Origin of the sequence: Psychrobacter maritimus, assembly GCF_904846345.1 — a bacterium.
GTDB classification, from domain to species: Bacteria; Pseudomonadota; Gammaproteobacteria; order Pseudomonadales; family Moraxellaceae; genus Psychrobacter; species Psychrobacter maritimus.
Window position 1 is genome coordinate 152,093 of the sequence record NZ_CAJHAJ010000001.1, and the last position, 17,283, is coordinate 169,375.

Sequence of the window (17,283 nt, forward strand, 5' to 3'; positions counted from 1 at the left end):
GTCTTAACCACATTTGCCGCTAAATAATACTTAGCCATTGCCCGTAATAATGAGCGCCCTGATTGATGGACGGTTACGGACAGTTACTTGAGCGTATCATGGAAGCCAGCGCTATTCAGCTAACAGATAAGGGTAACCGTTTATGTTTGCTACATTTATGATTGATCAACTTGATGCGTTGATGCTCGCGCGTATCCAATTTGCCTTCGTTATCTCATGGCATATTGTTTTCCCCGCTTTTTCTATCGGACTTGCCAGCTGGCTGACGGTGCTTGAGTATCGTTGGCTGAAAACCGGTGAGCCTATTTATGCCGAAGTTTATAAACACTGGGTAAAAATATTTGCCGTGGTATTCGGTATGGGTGTGGTTTCGGGCGTGGTAATGTCCTATCAGTTCGGTACCAACTGGGCGGTGTTTTCAGACAGAGCTGGTAATATCCTAGGTCCGCTACTCGCCTATGAAGTATTGACAGCGTTTTTCTTAGAAGCCTCTTTCTTAGGCATTATGCTATTTGGTTGGGGACGGGTAAGTAAGCGTATGCACCTTGCCTCAACCGCCATCGTCGCCATCGGTACGATGATATCAGGATTTTGGATTTTGGCCGCCAACAGCTTCATGCAAACGCCGCAAGGCTTTTTGATGGGCGCTGATGGGCTGCTATATCCAACCAATTGGCTTGAGATTATCTTTAACCCATCATTCCCTTACCGCTATGCGCATATGATGACGGCGGCATTTTTGACCACCGCCTTTGTGATTGGTGGTATTGGTGCTTATTATCTACAGTCCAAAAAACATGCTGAACATCGACAACACGGTCGCGTCATGCTAGGTATGGCGATGATTATGGCGATATTTGTCGCACCAGCACAGGTACTGATTGGTGATATGCATGGTCTAAACACTTTAGAACATCAACCAGCTAAAGTAGCGGCGATGGAAGGTCTGTGGGAAAATGAGCGCGGTGCGCCTCTTGTCTTATTTGGCATCCCAGATCAAAAAGCGGAAAAAAACCATTACGAAATTAAAATCCCTTATGCCTCAGGTTTAATATTAACGCACTCATTAGACGGTGAAGTTAAAGGACTTAAGAACTGGGCACCAGAGGATCGACCTTACGTTCCTATTGTTTTTTGGTCGTTCCGTATCATGGTTGCTATCGGCATGTTGATGTTGCTCGTCGGTCTGTTTAGTCTTTATAAGTACTTTAAAAAACAACAGTTCAACCCTGAGAGTAAGCTATTTCACCGAGCATGGATGATGATGACACCACTTGGTTTTATCGCGCTACTTGCTGGCTGGTTTGTGACCGAAACAGGTCGTCAGCCATGGACAGTATATGGCGTCATTCGTACCGCTGAGAGTATGTCACCGGTTGCGGCGCAGCAAGTTGCGACAACCTTGATTGGCTTTATCGTGCTATATGTCTTTGTCTTTGGGGCGGGCAGTTTTTATATCCTACGTCTGATTGCCCAAGGACCAAAACCGTACGAAGATCCGTCAGAAGATCAGTTCTATGAGCATTCTGTCACTGAAGGACAAGGTCGTACCTTGAGCGGTGATAAGCAGGCGGCTGATAAAACCAAAGGGCGTGAAGGCGACTTGGATAAACCTGCTGACGATGTCGATGATGGAGGGTTACGCTAATGTTTAACTATGGTGATGTATTAGATTTACCCTTAATTTGGGGCGGCTTAATTGCTCTATCTGTGTTTATTTATGTCTTGCTTGATGGCTTTGATTTGGGCTGCGGTATTCTGTTCCCATTTGCGGGCTCCGATAAAAACCGCAGCCGCATGATGAACTCTATTGCCCCTTTTTGGGATGGCAATGAGACGTGGCTAGTGCTCGGCGGAGGTGGTTTATTCGCCGCCTTCCCTGTCGCTTATGGCATCATTATGACCGGTCTTTATTTGCCCGTCATCTTTATGTTATTTGGTTTGATTATGCGCGGCGTGGCGTTTGAGTTCCGCTTTAAAGCCACCTCGCACCGCTATGTGTGGGATAGTTTCTTCTTTATCGGCTCTGTCGTGGCGACTTTTGCCCAAGGTATTATGCTTGGGGCATTGGTACAAGGTCTAGAAGCCAGTAATCGTTTATATACCGGTGGTCCTTTTGATTGGTTCTCACCTTTCTCAATTATGTGTGGCTTTGCCTTGTTAATTGGCTATGCTTTATTGGGCTCTACGTGGTTAATTATTAAAACTGAACATACCCTACAAGTATGGGCACGTAAAGTCTCAGGTTGGCTGCTCTCTGCTTTAATCGTGGCGATGATTGCGGTAACGGTATTTATGTATTTCTCAGGGATTGATGCGCTTGAAGGCTGGTTTAGTTTCCCAGGTCTGCTGTATCTTGCTCCGATGCCCATTATCGTGGTGCTGTTATTTTTCTTGATGCGTAAAGATTTGACCAGCGAACGTGAATATCGTCCGTTCTTATTGACTGTGGCACTATTTTTGATGGGCTATATCGGGGTTTGTTTTGCCATATTCCCGTATATCGTACCGTATCAGATGACCATCTATGAAGCTGCTGCTGCCGATACTTCGCTATCCTTTATGCTCATCGGTGCCGGTATTATGCTGCCAATCATTTTGAGCTACACCGCTTTTGCTTATTATACCTTTAAGGGCAAAACCGACCATGAGCATATGTATTAAAGCAGAATAGCGTTGGCTATTATCTATTGCACATAATGGATAATAGCTGTGCTTGGCTCAATGAGCTTAAGAATACGTTATGGGAGATTACGGAGAAATAGTTATGAAAAAGCTCAGTAAAAAACAGTCACAATGGGCATGGTTTATTGGCTTATATGTGGCAGGGTTTTTGGTTATCTTTACGATTGCACAGTTAATTAAACTGGCAATGGGCGTATAAAACTTATCCTTTTACCTATATCCATAAAAAAGCAGCGCTGAATATTATAATATTCAGCGCTGCTTTTTTATTTGCTTGAATTTTAACTGTCGTAGAACAGTTTATGCGCCGCGATGATCATCGACGCCGTGAGTTTCAATAAATTCGTTCACTTGCGTTAGGCGTTCAGGCGTACCAACATCTATCCAATTGTCTTTAATCACTTCAGCGGTAATTTGAAACTTTAGCATTGCCTGTTTTAGCAGTGGTGCAAGTGGCGCTGGCTGCCCTGAGACCAGTCCATCAACCAGTCGAGCTGATACCACGCTGATACCCGCAAAGGTATATTTGTCGGCATCAGCAATCGGCTGCTCGCTTGCCAGTCCATTATTGATCGCGAAATCACCGCCATTGTTATGCTCAGGATTGTCAATCAACAATAAATGAGCCAATTGGTCAGGCCCCAGCGTATAGTCCTGCAACTGAGCAAAATCATAGGTCGTCCAAACATCAGAGTTGACTAAGATAAAGGGCGCATCTTGCAGCTTGCCTGTTTGTAGCGCGTTAAAAATCCCACCAGCCGTCTCAAGCGGCTCATCATCTTCTACTGACCAATGCAGCTTGACGCCATATTCGGCTCCATCACCCAATGTCTGCATCAGCTTGTCCGCAAGCCATGATGCATTGATAGTAATATCAGTAATGCCAGCAGCTTGTAGCGCTTTAATATGCCAGACAATCAGTGGTTGCCCGCCGACTTCAACCAAAGGCTTTGGCGTCTCAAGTGTTAGCGGACGCAGGCGCGTACCCTTGCCAGCCGCCAAAATCATTGCTTGCGTTAGTACCGACATACGCGCTCCTTATTGTTGGCTGTCTTGCTGCCTATTGTTAATTATTGACTTTTAAACACTATAAAGGCGGTTGATGTTTTAACCACTTTTACTTTATTAATGCTATTTAGATATATTGTTGCACAAATTTATTTTGATAAGCAGGCAAGATAACCTCTCGCAACCATTCATTAAACGGGCTAACTGCCTTCTTCATATCAGGATTGCCGTATTCTGCCAGCCATTCTAGCTCAAAAATCAGGTCACGCATGACTTTTGGAATATCGGCTAAATAGCGACTCTTTCCATCACGTTCAAATAAACGGATAAAAATACCCAACACTTTTAAATGCCGTTGTACACCCATGACATTTACATCGTTTTCAAACTGAGCCGCATTATCAGCGGTCACAAGCCCTGCCTGCTTTTGTAATTGCCAACAATCCTGCACCCAACTTGTGATTTGACTCTCCGGCCATTCTACATAGGCATCTCGTACTAACGATACCAAATCATAGGTATACGAGCCTACTACCGCATCTTGGAAATCAATGACGCCTAAGCGCGTATGATCTGCTTGGTCTTGCATAAGGTTGCGACTGTGATAATCACGATGCACTATCACCTGCGGCTGTGCCAAAATCTCAGCTATCAGAGCAGCTTTAAGATTTTCCCATAGCGTCTCTTCAAGCTCCACGCCAATATAAGGGATAAACCATTCGCTAAACAAATCCATCTCACGGGTTAAAAGTGCCGTATCATAATCTGGCAATTGATGATCAGCTTTTGCGGTGGTTACTGGCACGGTTTGTAGCGCAACTAAGGTACGCATCGCCAATTGATAATAATCATTAATCTGCACAGGCGGCGCATCTACTAATAGATGCGCAAACTCTACCGCCCCAAAGTCTTGTAATACCAAAAAGCCTTTTTCTATATCTTGGGCAACCAGCGTTGGGACATTGATTGCCGGTGACATCAGTTTTGCCACATTAATAAACTGCTGCAACGCCTCTTGTTCATCAGCAGAATCCATGACAATATAGCGCGCCGTTTCTACCTCATTATTGTCAAGTAGCTGGATACGGTGATATTGGCGTGCGCTGGCGTCACCGGGCAGACTATCAAGAATGAATGGTTGATTGGCAAATACTTCTTGCAGCCATTGTTCTAATTGCTGCTGGCGAGTAGCGGGTACGCTAGGTTCTAACATAGTTTTATCGGTCATAAAAAACATCGCAGGTTAAATATCAGTCGTAAATGACTAAAGTAGTGATAAGTGGGGCAAATAGTTGTTAAAATAGGGAGCGCTTGGCTTAGCCTAACAACGGCTCTAAGCAAATTAATTTCGGCTGTAAGCAAGTTAATTAATGCATCGAGCCATATTATATTACTCAGTATAGATCTAGTCTGTATATAAGCTAATAACTATAAGCTACTATCTGAGCTGTCTATTAACAATAGCTCGCCCAGTTATATTTAGCTATATTATAAATTTTGCTAAATAGTGTAGCTGATTTGGTTTTTTTTGACTATGATTAGTCGTCATTATATGTAAAACGTTCTGATTTTCGAGATTATCGTATGAATTACTGGTTTATTAGCCGTTAAATATCGCTAAAATACTCCTAGTAATCCAATGTTCGCAATCCAATAGGCTCTACAATCATACATAGGTGTGCCCTTGTTATATTCTCCGCTTTACCAAAGCATCCGTTTGATTTTATTTGGCGCCTTAGGCTTATCAAGCCTAGCCGTCAGTGCCGCTATTAATAATGATGCACAGATAGATACGCAGACCACTGAGCCGTTAGCGGTCGCTAGCGCTTATGCCCCAAAGGTTGCAGCTGACGCTAATAAAAATGTCAATAATAATATTAATACCGTCAATCAAGACATCAGCTATCAAAGCGATTACAAGCAAAATACGGGCTATAACAATACCAATGGATTAACTAGCAATATAGCAATAGAAAATGCAGCAGCTAGTGTTAATCATATAGGGACAAATAACTCTGTAACCACTAATCCTACGATTAGCAATGATGATGCTTTAGATAATAACAATTATAATGCCAGTATAGATGTCACAGAAATTAATGACAGCAATGATAGTAATAATGCCAATGCTAATGACAACAATCAAAATAATACCGCTGCGCCAGTAAATAATATTACTACAGCTGCGACTAAAGTTAACAACCGCCAAGTTAACAACAGTGATGAAAGTATCCAAGAAAGCCTCAGACGCTTGGCAGAATTTTATGAATTAACGCCTGAAACTGACCCTGCAACGTTAAACAATAATAGCAATGCTAATGTAGCAAATAGCAATCAAAGCGCTCTTCAAAATACGTTTACCGCGCAAACCATTTCGGCCGTAGGCAACGACTTAAAGCTGCTACCAAATACCATTGACAGCGCCCAACGCTGCGAAGGTCAATGGGTCTACCCCAAGAAAAACCCCAATTATCAACGAGCCGTTAATGAAACAGGTGCAAGCAATGGCCAGCCAGCACCCAATCTAAATGGCATTCCGAATAATCAAGCACCGCTATTTGCCGAGTCGGATTATGGTTACTATGATAATGTCGATTATGCAGAGCTATCAGGCAATGTCATTGTTGACCAAGGCACTCAGCATATCGAAGCGGACAAGATTGTTCTAGACTTGACCAATGGCGTGGCAGCAGCGCAAGGTAAAGTGATGTTTACCGATCAAGCCACTGCCAATAGTAACCCATCCACTATTCCACCCCAAGCTGGAAATATTCAAAACAATAATGCCAAAAATAATAAGACCAGCCTTACGGATAAAGCGTCAAAAGGTGGTCTCATTGGGGTTGCTGACAGCTTAAACTATAATACTGAGACTGGACAATCAACGGCCAAAGACGTGGCCTTTGCCAGTGTAGAGCTACAAGCACACGGTTATGCCAAGCGCTTAAACCGACCGAATGAGACACAATACGAGCTTGATGAGGTGATGTTCAGCACTTGCCCGCCCACCAACCGAAAATGGCAGTTTGATGCCAAAAGTATCGACTTAGATACCGAAACCGGTCGCGGCGAAGCTTACAATACGACCTTCCGTATCGCTGATGTGCCTGTCTTCTATTTGCCTTATTTTAACTTTCCTATAGATAATCGACGCAGTAGCGGGTTTTTACTGCCCAATGCTAGTATCAGTAGTGAAAGTGGTCTTGAGGTTGATGTACCTTATTACTTTAATTTAGCGCCGAACTATGATGCGACGCTTAATACCCGTGTTTATACCAATCGTAACCCGATGCTCTCAGGTGAATTTCGTTATTTGACTGAAGAATATGGCGAAGGTATTTTTAATGGCTCATATCTGCCCAATGATAAAGAGTATGACGGCGAAGATCGCAGCAGTTTGTTTTATGAACATTATTGGTCATCTAAAAGCATTCCGCGCTTAAGTGGTGATGCAAAATACAGTTATGTATCTGATGCGGACTATCTCAATGACTTTGATACCTTAGGTTTATCAGACAATACCTTAAACCTACCACGCCGTGCGCGGGTTAATTACTATAACGATTATGTCAATGGCGAGTTAAAGGTAGAAACTTTTCAGACACTAGATGCTATCACCAATAATGGGCAGGTATTACAAGATAAAGATAAGCCTTATTCGCGCTTGCCGCAGCTCAAGCTTGATTATCGTTTACCGTGGGCAAAAAGCTTTGATATCACCGGCGTTAGTGATACCGCTTATTTTAAAAAGTCTATCGATGACGGCTCTGAAAATGAAAAAAGTGGTACGCGGATTTATAATAAACTCAGCGCCGTTTACCCCATGGAAAGATCTTGGGGCTATATTAAACCTAAGCTCAGCTTACAGCATTTATATACCTCTTATGATGAAGACAGCTTAGCAGATAACGAGCTTAATAAAGACGATGGCAGCCAGTCAGTATTGGTGCCACAGGCCAGTATTGACGCCGGTTTGCATTTTTACCAAGCTGGATCACCTTTTGGTGCATTTGACGATACCTTGGGCGGTTATCGCTTATTAAGTCCACGCTTAAAATACACCTATTCGCCCTATAAAGACCAAAACGAGATTCCTAACTTTAATACCCGTGTTGCCTCTATTAACTATGAGCAGCTTTTTTCGGACAGCTGGTTTTTAGGGCATGACCGTTTGCAAGATTTGCATGCCTTTACACCTGGTATTAATTATCGTTACATCGATGCAACGGGTGTGACACGTTTTGATGGTAGCATTGCAGAGCAGTTTTACATCGATGATGGACGCGTAACCCTTGATGAAGATAAACCTATCCTGACGTCATCGTCTTCAGGAATGGTATGGGATACCAGTACTCAGCCTTATAATAACGTCTGGATAGACATGAGTGGCGCCCTTACCAATAGCTATGATTTAAACTATATCACCACCGAGCTACGTTATCAGCCGTCTGACAACAGCTTATTTAACGTCGGTTTTGTGAAGCGTATGCGTGATGAAAACACCGACCAATTACCCTTGTCAGCATTTACCGCGTCAGCCGTGTTCCCTATTAATAATAACTGGCGCGTATTGGCGCAAGGTCAGTATGATTATAATCGTGATAAGATGCTTGATTCGTTAATTGGTGTCGATTATGAGGATTGCTGTTTTGGTTTTGCCGTTTATGGTCGTCGTTACTATAATGACTTAAATATCAAAGACAAACCAACGCAAGCGATTATGGCAGAAATCAGACTTAACGGTCTTGGTAGCGGCAGCAGCCGTTTAACGCGCTTGCTTTCTGATAAAGTGTTAGGATTTGAGCCCGTTCAAAGCGCATGGAAGGATTAATAAAGCATCGTCTATACGATTAGATTAACGTATGATTGATGGCATTATTTATAGACTGTTATTTGTGATATAACAGTCTATAACATTGTTTTTACCCTATTTATTATAGACAACCTTAGCCGCTACTTGAATATTCAAAGTATCGTCAAGAGGCTTAACCGATTACCATCCGATGCAATGACATTGATGAGGAGCATCATGAGATTTTTTTCTTTAGGTCAAACTAGCCGAGCTGTATTGCTTTCTATGACTATGACTGGCGCTATTGCCCTAAGTTTTAGCGCACAAGCAGCAACCGTGAAGCCTGCAAAAGCACAAGCCTCCCAAGCAGCTCAAACAAATGCCGCAGCTGGACAAAATAGCGTGAACCGTTTGACGCCTGCCAATAGTACAGACGGCATCATTGCATTGGTTAATGAAAATGCTATTTTAAAAAGTGATTTAATCGCTGCTATCGCGCAAACCCAAGCACGTGCTCAAGCGGCTGGTGAACCGATTGCCAATTCAGCACAGCTACAGTCTGAAGTGTTAAACGCTCTTATCTTGCGCGAATTACAGTTATCTTTGGTCAAACGTGTTGGATTAAATCCTGATGAAGCCGCGATCAATCAACGCTTGGCTCAAATCGCCCAAGCGGAAGGACTTAATAGCATTGGTGCGCTGCAGCAACGTTTAGACGCTGCAAAACCGGGCAGCTATGCCACCTTACGCGCGCAATTGATTGAAGATGCCGCTATCCAAGCCTTGCAACAACGCCAAATCTCTAGCCGTGTACGTATCAGTGAACAAGATATCGATGCATTTTTGGCATCTCCTGAAGCCAAGCGTTTAAGTCAAAGCGAATATCAAACTGTCCATGTGCGTATCCCATATATGGATGATTATAGCCGCTTGTCAGAGGCCCAACGTAATGAGGCATTAAAAGTCGCGCAGCGTCTACGTACACGCCTGCAAGCACCAAATGTTGATGTGACGGAAGCTATCGCAGCAAGCCAAGGCAGTTATCCTATTCAGTTGCAAGGTGGCGATATGGGCTTTCATAAAGCGGCAGCCTTACCGACTGAACTGGCAAGCGAAATCACCAAACTTGAGGTCGGTGCAGTGAGTGCACCTTTAATTACGCCTGAAGGGATTGATATCATCAAACTGGCTGATAAAAAATCCAGTGATACCATGCTAGTACCGCAATGGAATACGCGCCATATCTTAGTCAAAGTCGATGAGCTGCAAACGGATGCCCTTGCTGAACAAAAAATTAATGATCTCTATGCTCAATTACGTAATGGCGCTGACTTTGCTAGCCTAGCCTCGACTTATTCAGATGATCCCGGCTCAGCAGGACGCGGTGGCGATTTGGATTGGGTTGGTGAAGAGCAAATGATTGGTCCGTTTGAAGCGATGATGAAAAATACTGCGGTCGGCGATTATTCTGCACCATTCAAAACGCAATTTGGCTGGCATATCTTAAAAGTCGAAGGTAAGCGTCAACAAGATGTCAGCGATGAGTATCGTCGTAATATGGCACGTCAAGCGCTATATCAGCGTCTTGCCCCACAAGCCAAAGAAGATTGGCTACAAGAGTTACGTGCCGGCGCTTACATTCAGGTACTTGGTTAGTTAGGATTAAGTTAATCAAGTATGAGTTAAAGTGCTTTATAAAAAAAGGGTATATGCCAATGCATATGCCCTTTTTTATCGAATAAGAAATAGTGTTAACTCAAATATGCTTACTTTTTGATTCCATACTTAATCCACCATAAAATAAACACAGTACAACGAGTATAAATTTTACGCAGCCTCTGCATAGGTATAGGCATAAAAAGCGAGGAAGGAAAATTTATAACAGTAGCGCGCTATAATATTTTCAAATAATGATAAAAAATCGCACACAAAGAAAAGCCCCGAACCTAGGGCGATGGGTTCAGGGCTATGGCGTTTCATATTATTGTTATTATCTCTTCCGTGTTGACTCATCCTAAGTCACAAACAGTACTCTATAAGACAGCGGGCTGACCTGTGCTTTTATTAGTACTGCCTCAACACTACATCCTTGCGTATCCTTGTGTTGATGGTTGTATTCTAGGCCAATTGATTGAGAGAGCATAGAGGCTAATGACCTTATTTAGCGTAAGCATTTGCTTACGTCGCAATCGTTTAATGCGAGCCCTTTATAAAAGTGCTTGAACCATCTTAGCAATCGCTCTTTTCTTCTGCTTCTGCGTGCTCTTTTGATACTTTGCAGCCCTCTTTCTTGCCCGCTTCGATGGTATTTTTTGCCTCTTTGACATCCTCTGCTTTTTCGGTAGGCGCATTGCTTTCTTGTTTACTCGCCTGCTCTGGCTCATATTGTAGTGTCGTCATCACCGGAAAATGATCAGAGCCGATAGACGGCATGCGCTTGATATCGACCACGGTAAAGCAAGCACTGTGGAAAATATGGTCTAATGCCCAGCGTAAAAATGGGTACTTAACATGAAAGGTATTGATAAAATGGCGCCCGATACGTGGATCTAACAAACCCGAGATACGCTGAAAACGACGGGTAGTTTTTGACCAAGCAACATCATTTAAATCACCCGCCAAGATAGCGGTCTGGTTATTCTCTTTAATATGTTTTCCAACCATCAGCAGCTCTGCATCGCGGGTCGTAGACTTATCCGCTTCTGTCGGGCTTGGTGGCATCGGGTGTAAGCAGTATAGCCAAATGATTTGTCCGCCTTGCAAGCGCATTTGCGTATGAATAGATGGTATGTCGTCTATCATCAAATACTTCACTTCAGGATTTATCAGCTCAAGCTTGGAGTACAGGTGCATCCCATACAGATTGTCTAATGGAACTTTTACCGTATAAGGATAATCTGCTTCAATTTGATTGAGGGCTGTTTCCCATTTCTTATCGGTTTCTAAAGTTATTAAGATATCAGGCTGTTTGTCTTTGACCAAATCAACCAGTTTTTGGGTCTCATCATTAGGGGTCAACACATTTGAGACCATGATTTTTAACTGACACTCCTGAACTTCCGGCTTATCTTTGGCATTTTTTACTTCTTTTTTCCACAGTTTGGTATAGGGCAATACCATACGCAGCTGAAAGGCCAAAGTGATGCTCAAAACGATAAATAGCAGCCACTGCCCAAGCTGCCATTCCGAGCCAAATGCCAGCATACCGACCCATGCAATGATGCCCAATATCATGATTTGGATACGTGGAAACTCAACGCCACGCACCCACCAATTATCAAGTGGTAGCCAGCCCCAAATGGTAACAAATGCAATTAGCCCCGCTAACCACTGCGCGCCATAATATAATAGGGAGAAATCCATAATGTGTATCGACCGTTTCTTAAATGAATGGTGAAGCCAATGATTTTATTAATTAACTGTTTGCACTAACTGACAGTGACCGGATTCAATTTGTTGGTGTCTAAACCCTTGCTATCTAAACCCTCGTTATCTAAATTGTTGCTGCCTAAATCGCCACTACCCAAACTGCTCATAGCAAAAATCTAATATCAAGTTGAGTAATAGCTGCTTACTTTAGCATTTCAGAAGTCCAACGCCTACTATTGAACATGAATTACGCCATAGCCACTATAAAAAGTTACAATCTAAAGCGCTTGATAAACGGCCACTTTGCTAAACAATAACTGTCATAAATAGTTCGCTGCATAATAAGCTGCAAGCTTTATTGAAATTATATTTATAATTATCACTCAGCGTGATAGTGAACATCATACTTACTGTCTATAAAACACTGTAAATTCTCTAAAAAACCTTGCTTTTTGGGGCTATTCACGGCATTGTTATTGGTTGGCGATGCAACAATTTATTGTAAAAAGGATTAAGTTTCATGAGTAATTTAACAGTAGGCTTGGTAGGCTGGCGCGGTATGGTCGGGTCAGTATTGATACAACGTATGCGTGAAGAAAAAGACTTTGACGGTATGACACCGGTGTTTTTTTCAACCAGTAACGCCGGCGGCGACGCACCAAGCTTTGATGGTATCAAGACCAGCCAACTAAAAGATGCTCATGATATTGCAGCACTTGCTGCTTGTGATGTGATTATTACCTGCCAAGGTGGCGACTACACCTCAAAAGTACATCAACCACTCCGCGATAGCGGTTGGACTGGCTACTGGATTGATGCGGCAAGCACCTTACGCATGGAAGACGACAGCATCATTATTCTTGACCCCGTCAACCGCAGTGTCATTGATAGCGCACTTGCAAATGGCAAAAAAGACTTTATCGGTGGTAACTGTACCGTGTCACTGATGCTCATGGCGATTGGTGAGTTATTTAATAAAGGCTGGGTCGAATGGGTCAGCGCCATGACCTATCAAGCAGCAAGTGGTTCTGGTGCCAACAACATGCGCGAGCTTATCGAAGGTATGGGCGTACTCCATGATGCCGTTAAAGATGAGCTTGCCAATCCTGCCAGCGCCATCCTTGAGATTGATAAAAAAATCGCCCAAACTCAGCGCTCAGATAACTTTCCAAAGCAATACTTTGGCGTACCACTAGCAGGTAGCTTGATCCCTTATATCGACGCGCAGTTAGAAAGCAAACAGTCACGTGAAGAATGGAAAGGCGGCGTTGAAACCAATAAAATCCTTGGTAATTCTGAAGCAGATAAGATTGCTATCGACGGTATGTGTGTCCGCGTGGGTGCCATGCGCTGTCATGCTCAAGGTTTAACGATTAAACTTAAAAAGGACATCCCGCTAGCAGAAATCGAAGCGGCATTGAAAAACAGCGGTAATAAATGGTTAGATGTGGTCGAAGACGATAAAGAAGCGACTATCAACCGCTTAACACCTGTAGCAGTGACCGGTACTTTGACGGTCGCATTAGGACGCCTGCGTAAGCTTAATATGGGTCCTGAATATCTAGGCGCGTTCACTGTCGGTGATCAGTTGTTATGGGGCGCAGCTGAGCCATTACGCCGTATGCTAAATATCATCCGCGAGCAAAACAGCTAAATTAATTGGCTTAAGCTTAAATAGAAAAAGACAGCGCTTGCTGTCTTTTTTTTGAGTCATTTTTGTTATGAATGGGTCATTTGGATTGATAAGCAATCATCACTTCGTTGCGACGCAGAAACGGTAGTGTCCAAGGTGGATTGTAACGTGCCAATTCAGGTGTACCTGTTATGGTTAATTTTTGCGCCTGCATCCAAGATTGCAACTCCTCAGTTTTAGCAGCAACCTTTTCAGCACCAGCCAATCCTGAAAACTTAATAACGCCATAAGTTTGCGTTGGCACTTCTACAATCTCGATATTTGGATTATTAGGTTTGGGTAGCGTCTGCATAGTGTATTGGCTTGGCATGGTAAATTGTACGCGCCATTTATCATCAGTCTGTTGCTGGTGCTCTTGTTTAATAGACACAGGTGCTGTCATCGCGATTTTTTGCGACGCGCCATTTTTCTTAGTGTCAGATTGCTTTGCTTCAAACTTCATGGCGACGGGTGCTGTCATACTGATTCTACTACTCTCCCCGTTTGATGCCGTATTATTACCAAAGATATAATCTGCTAATATCTTAAACCCTTTACGACTGGCCTCATTTTGGTCACCAGATACCCAAGTCTGTGCTGCCAACTGCTCACCGTAACGACGCAATTCAAACTCATCTGTTTGCGACAAAATCGTATACTTTGGCTCTTCGGTTGCCATAGCTGCTCCTGGTAGCAATAATGTACTGGTTAATAACACGCCACTTAATAGCGTTCCATTTAAAAGCGAATGTTTCGATGATAGGTAGGTTGCTTTGCTCATATTATTTCTCCGCCGTGCAAAAATAGGCTTCAATACTATTTAATTTGCAGCAGCTCTTTATTTACTGTAGCAATATCTTGGCAGAACTGTCTGTGTCTTTTGGTTATAGCGTGGCAATAAAAAAGATTAATCTTTTAAATTAACTTTAAATATGCTTAGGCTATTTTATAGCTTCTTTTGCTATCTATTCAAATTGACACTACCTTAAATATCGATGTCCAAAAAAATGCCTAACAATGCTATAATTGGCGCTATTTTATTAGCTTAAATAGCGGTTAACTTATGCAATTTGTCTTACATAAAACGGCCAGCGGCATCACGCGTGCGCGCCGTGGTACGGTTCATCTCAATCATGGCGATGTACAAACGCCAGCCTTTATGCCTGTAGGTACTTACGGTACCGTTAAAGGTATGCTACCTCGTGATATCGAAGCGATTGGCGCTGATATTATCTTGGGCAATACTTTTCATTTATGGCTGCGTCCCGGTACGGATATCATTGATAAATTTGGTGGTCTGCATAAATTTATGCATTGGGATAAACCTATCCTTACTGATTCAGGCGGATTCCAAGTATTCAGTCTGGGTGCGATGCGTAAAATTACCGAAGAAGGCGTTAACTTTAAATCTCCTATTGATGGCGCAAAAGTATTTTTATCGCCAGAAAAATCGATGCAGATTCAATATAGCTTGAACTCAGATATCGTCATGCAGTTCGATGAGTGTACGCCCTATCCTGCTACTCATGATGAGGCGAAAAAATCTCTAGAGTTATCACTACGCTGGGGACAGCGCTGCGTTGATGAACACAATAAACTTGGCAATACCAATGCGTTATTTGGCATTATCCAAGGCAGTATGTATGCCGATTTACGTAAGCAATCACTTGAAGGTCTGCTTGAGATTGGCTTTGATGGTTATGCCATCGGTGGTTTGTCTGTTGGCGAGCCAAAAGAAGAGATGATAGACGTTTTAGATTATATTGCAGATGATATGCCAGCTGACAAGCCGCGCTATTTGATGGGTGTTGGTAAGCCTGAAGACCTCGTTGAAGGCGTACGCCGCGGCGTCGATATGTTCGATTGCGTCATGCCGACCCGTAACGCGCGTAATGGTCATTACTTTGTCGCAGGCGATGCTGAAAACGCAGGCGTGGTACGTATACGCAACAGCCAATATCGCACTGATGAAGGCCCATTAGACCCTGAATGCGATTGCTATACTTGCCAAAACTTCAGCCGCGCCTACTTATCACATCTTAATAAATGTAAAGAGATGCTAGGCGCGCAATTGGCGACCATTCATAACTTACGTTACTATCAACGCTTGATGCAAGGTATCAGAGACGCGATTGAACAAGATACCTTTGATGAATTCGTGAATGAATTTTATAGTAAACGCGGACAAACGGTTCCTGAACTTAATCTACGTTAGGCGTTGTTAGGACTATTCGAGACACTTAACGGCTATTGATTAGATTAGTTAACAAACAAAAAGGGCTTAAGATTAATCTTAAGCCCTTTCTGTTTAGCTGGAATTTTTATTACTTAGAATATTAATACTATAATAAGTAAGAGAAAGTCCATCCATTAGCTCATTAAAGTGGTCACAAAAACGATGATTACCGCGATAGGTGCAATGAATTTAGCAACGATTTGCCATAACTGCCAAGTGAAATTCGACAATCCAAGCTCCTGCTGGATGCTGCGCTGATCCATTTGCCAACCGACAAAGATAATCGCCGCAAGACCGGTCAAAGGCAACATGAATTTACTGGTCAGTTTGTCTAGCACATCAAAAATACCATTACCCATAATGGTAAAGTCAGCCCATAAGTTAAATGACAACAAGGCTGCGATACCTAGTAACCAAACCGCAATACTGGCCACGATGGTCGATACCGTACGGCTCATTGGCGTACGCTCTTCTAAAAGCTCAACCGTTGGCTCAAGTAACGAGATTGATGACGTCACGGCGGCAAAGGTAATTAATAAGAAGAACAATGTACCAATGACGGCACCAGCACCCATGCTACCAAACGCGATTGGCAGACTGACAAAGATAAGACCAGGGCCTGAAGCAGGATCAAGACCATTGTTAAAGATGATTGGGAAAATGGCCAAACCAGCAGCCAAGGCAATCACGGTATCTAAAATTACCACCGTACGCGCGGTGCTTAATAGATTGACATCACGACCCAGATAAGAGCCATAAGCTACCATAATACCCATACCGATAGACAGCGTAAAGAAAGCATGTCCAAGTGCCGCTAGCATGACGTCGGCATTTAACTTACTAAGGTCTGGAGCAAACAGATAATTAACCGCTTCACCAAAACCGCCGTTCATGACGTTATAACCGACGATAACGAATAAAATCACACCCAATAATGGCATGAGAACTTTGGCGGTGTTTTCAATACCCTTCGTCACACCCACGCCAACAATCAAGGCGGTAATGACCATGAAAACCGTATGCCAAATAGTTAAGGTGCCCGCTGACGCCAACATCGCATCAAAGGTTGCAGCGACAGAGTCACTATCTTGACCCGCAAAGCTTCCTGAGCCAACTTTGGTGATATAGTTAAGCGCCCAACCACCGATGACACTATAAAACGATAGAATTAAAAAACCACCTAAGATACCAGTCGCACCAACAATACCCCAACTGCGCGATTTGCCTTCGCTTGCCGCGACATCAGAAAACGTATTGATAGGGTTTTTTTGCCCGCGGCGACCAATCAACCATTCTGCAACCAAAATTGGAAAACCAATAAGGGCAAGACAAAATAAATAGGCGATAACAAAAGCTGAACCACCGCTCTCCCCAACCATATAGGGAAATTTCCAGATATTTCCTAAGCCAACTGCCGATCCTACTGCTGCCAGTACGAAGCCAAAACTTGAGCTCCACTGAGCATGTTCTTGTTTATTAATAGCCATTTTGCCTTCCTCATGCCTCAATTAATGTTACTTA

12 protein-coding genes are annotated in these 17,283 nt (G+C 43.2%); 7 read left to right on the top strand and 5 right to left on the bottom strand.

The window, feature by feature from the left end:
• Positions 1 to 142: 142 nt before the first annotated feature.
• From JMX50_RS00545 to JMX50_RS13300, 3 genes are all read left to right on the top strand, one after another.
• Complete coding sequence (locus JMX50_RS00545) at positions 143 to 1,648, top strand: cytochrome ubiquinol oxidase subunit I (RefSeq protein WP_201619800.1); 1,506 nt, start codon at positions 143 to 145, stop codon at positions 1,646 to 1,648.
• On the top strand, positions 1,648 to 2,664 hold the full coding sequence (cydB, locus tag JMX50_RS00550) for a cytochrome d ubiquinol oxidase subunit II (RefSeq protein WP_201565654.1): 1,017 nt from the start codon (positions 1,648 to 1,650) through the stop codon (positions 2,662 to 2,664). The genes JMX50_RS00545 and cydB overlap by 1 nt, the downstream gene beginning before the upstream one ends.
• Before the next feature lie 103 nt (positions 2,665 to 2,767).
• Positions 2,768 to 2,884: a DUF2474 domain-containing protein gene (locus JMX50_RS13300; protein WP_372829867.1), complete on the top strand. Its 117-nt coding sequence runs from the start codon at positions 2,768 to 2,770 to the stop codon at positions 2,882 to 2,884.
• Between the two features lie 101 nt (positions 2,885 to 2,985).
• Here JMX50_RS13300 and murU read toward each other — a convergent pair whose 3' ends face one another.
• Both murU and JMX50_RS00560 read right to left on the bottom strand, forming a co-directional pair.
• Entirely contained in the window at positions 2,986 to 3,714 is a 729-nt protein-coding gene (gene murU / locus JMX50_RS00555) for an N-acetylmuramate alpha-1-phosphate uridylyltransferase MurU (protein ID WP_201628046.1), read from the bottom strand.
• A 106-nt stretch (positions 3,715 to 3,820) separates the two neighbouring features.
• Complete coding sequence (locus tag JMX50_RS00560) at positions 3,821 to 4,930, bottom strand: phosphotransferase (protein WP_201628047.1); 1,110 nt, start codon at positions 4,928 to 4,930, stop codon at positions 3,821 to 3,823.
• 447 nt (positions 4,931 to 5,377) lie between these two features.
• Here JMX50_RS00560 and JMX50_RS00565 point away from each other — a divergent pair, with 447 nt between their 5' ends.
• Together JMX50_RS00565 and JMX50_RS00570 are read left to right on the top strand one after the other, a co-directional pair.
• Positions 5,378 to 8,524 carry an LPS-assembly protein LptD gene (locus tag JMX50_RS00565; RefSeq protein ID WP_201628048.1) on the top strand — a complete coding sequence of 1,049 codons (3,147 nt, stop codon included), beginning with the start codon at positions 5,378 to 5,380 and terminating at the stop codon, positions 8,522 to 8,524.
• 198 nt (positions 8,525 to 8,722) lie between these two features.
• The gene (locus JMX50_RS00570; protein ID WP_201628049.1) at positions 8,723 to 10,141 is read left to right on the top strand and encodes a peptidylprolyl isomerase; all 1,419 of its coding nucleotides are present in this window, start codon (positions 8,723 to 8,725) and stop codon (positions 10,139 to 10,141) included.
• Between the two features lie 573 nt (positions 10,142 to 10,714).
• Here the strand turns inward: JMX50_RS00570 and JMX50_RS00575 are convergent.
• The gene (locus JMX50_RS00575; RefSeq protein WP_201628050.1) at positions 10,715 to 11,848 is read right to left on the bottom strand and encodes an endonuclease/exonuclease/phosphatase family protein; all 1,134 of its coding nucleotides are present in this window, start codon (positions 11,846 to 11,848) and stop codon (positions 10,715 to 10,717) included.
• 526 nt (positions 11,849 to 12,374) lie between these two features.
• On the opposite strand from JMX50_RS00575, the gene asd reads away from it, so the two are divergent.
• Positions 12,375 to 13,508, top strand: coding sequence for an aspartate-semialdehyde dehydrogenase (gene asd, locus JMX50_RS00580; protein WP_201628051.1), 1,134 nt, complete (start codon positions 12,375 to 12,377; stop codon positions 13,506 to 13,508).
• 76 nt (positions 13,509 to 13,584) lie between these two features.
• Here asd and JMX50_RS00585 read toward each other — a convergent pair whose 3' ends face one another.
• Positions 13,585 to 14,307 carry an SOUL family heme-binding protein gene (locus tag JMX50_RS00585; protein WP_201628052.1) on the bottom strand — a complete coding sequence of 241 codons (723 nt, stop codon included), beginning with the start codon at positions 14,305 to 14,307 and terminating at the stop codon, positions 13,585 to 13,587.
• A gap of 282 nt (positions 14,308 to 14,589) precedes the next feature.
• Between JMX50_RS00585 and tgt the strand changes: the two genes are divergently transcribed.
• Complete coding sequence (gene tgt, locus JMX50_RS00590; protein ID WP_201565639.1) at positions 14,590 to 15,741, top strand: tRNA guanosine(34) transglycosylase Tgt; 1,152 nt, start codon at positions 14,590 to 14,592, stop codon at positions 15,739 to 15,741.
• Between the two features lie 155 nt (positions 15,742 to 15,896).
• Here the strand turns inward: tgt and JMX50_RS00595 are convergent, their stop codons facing one another.
• Positions 15,897 to 17,249 (bottom strand): sodium-dependent transporter, encoded by a 1,353-nt coding sequence (locus JMX50_RS00595; RefSeq protein WP_201628053.1) that lies wholly within the window; start codon positions 17,247 to 17,249, stop codon positions 15,897 to 15,899.
• Positions 17,250 to 17,283: the final 34 nt, after the last annotated feature.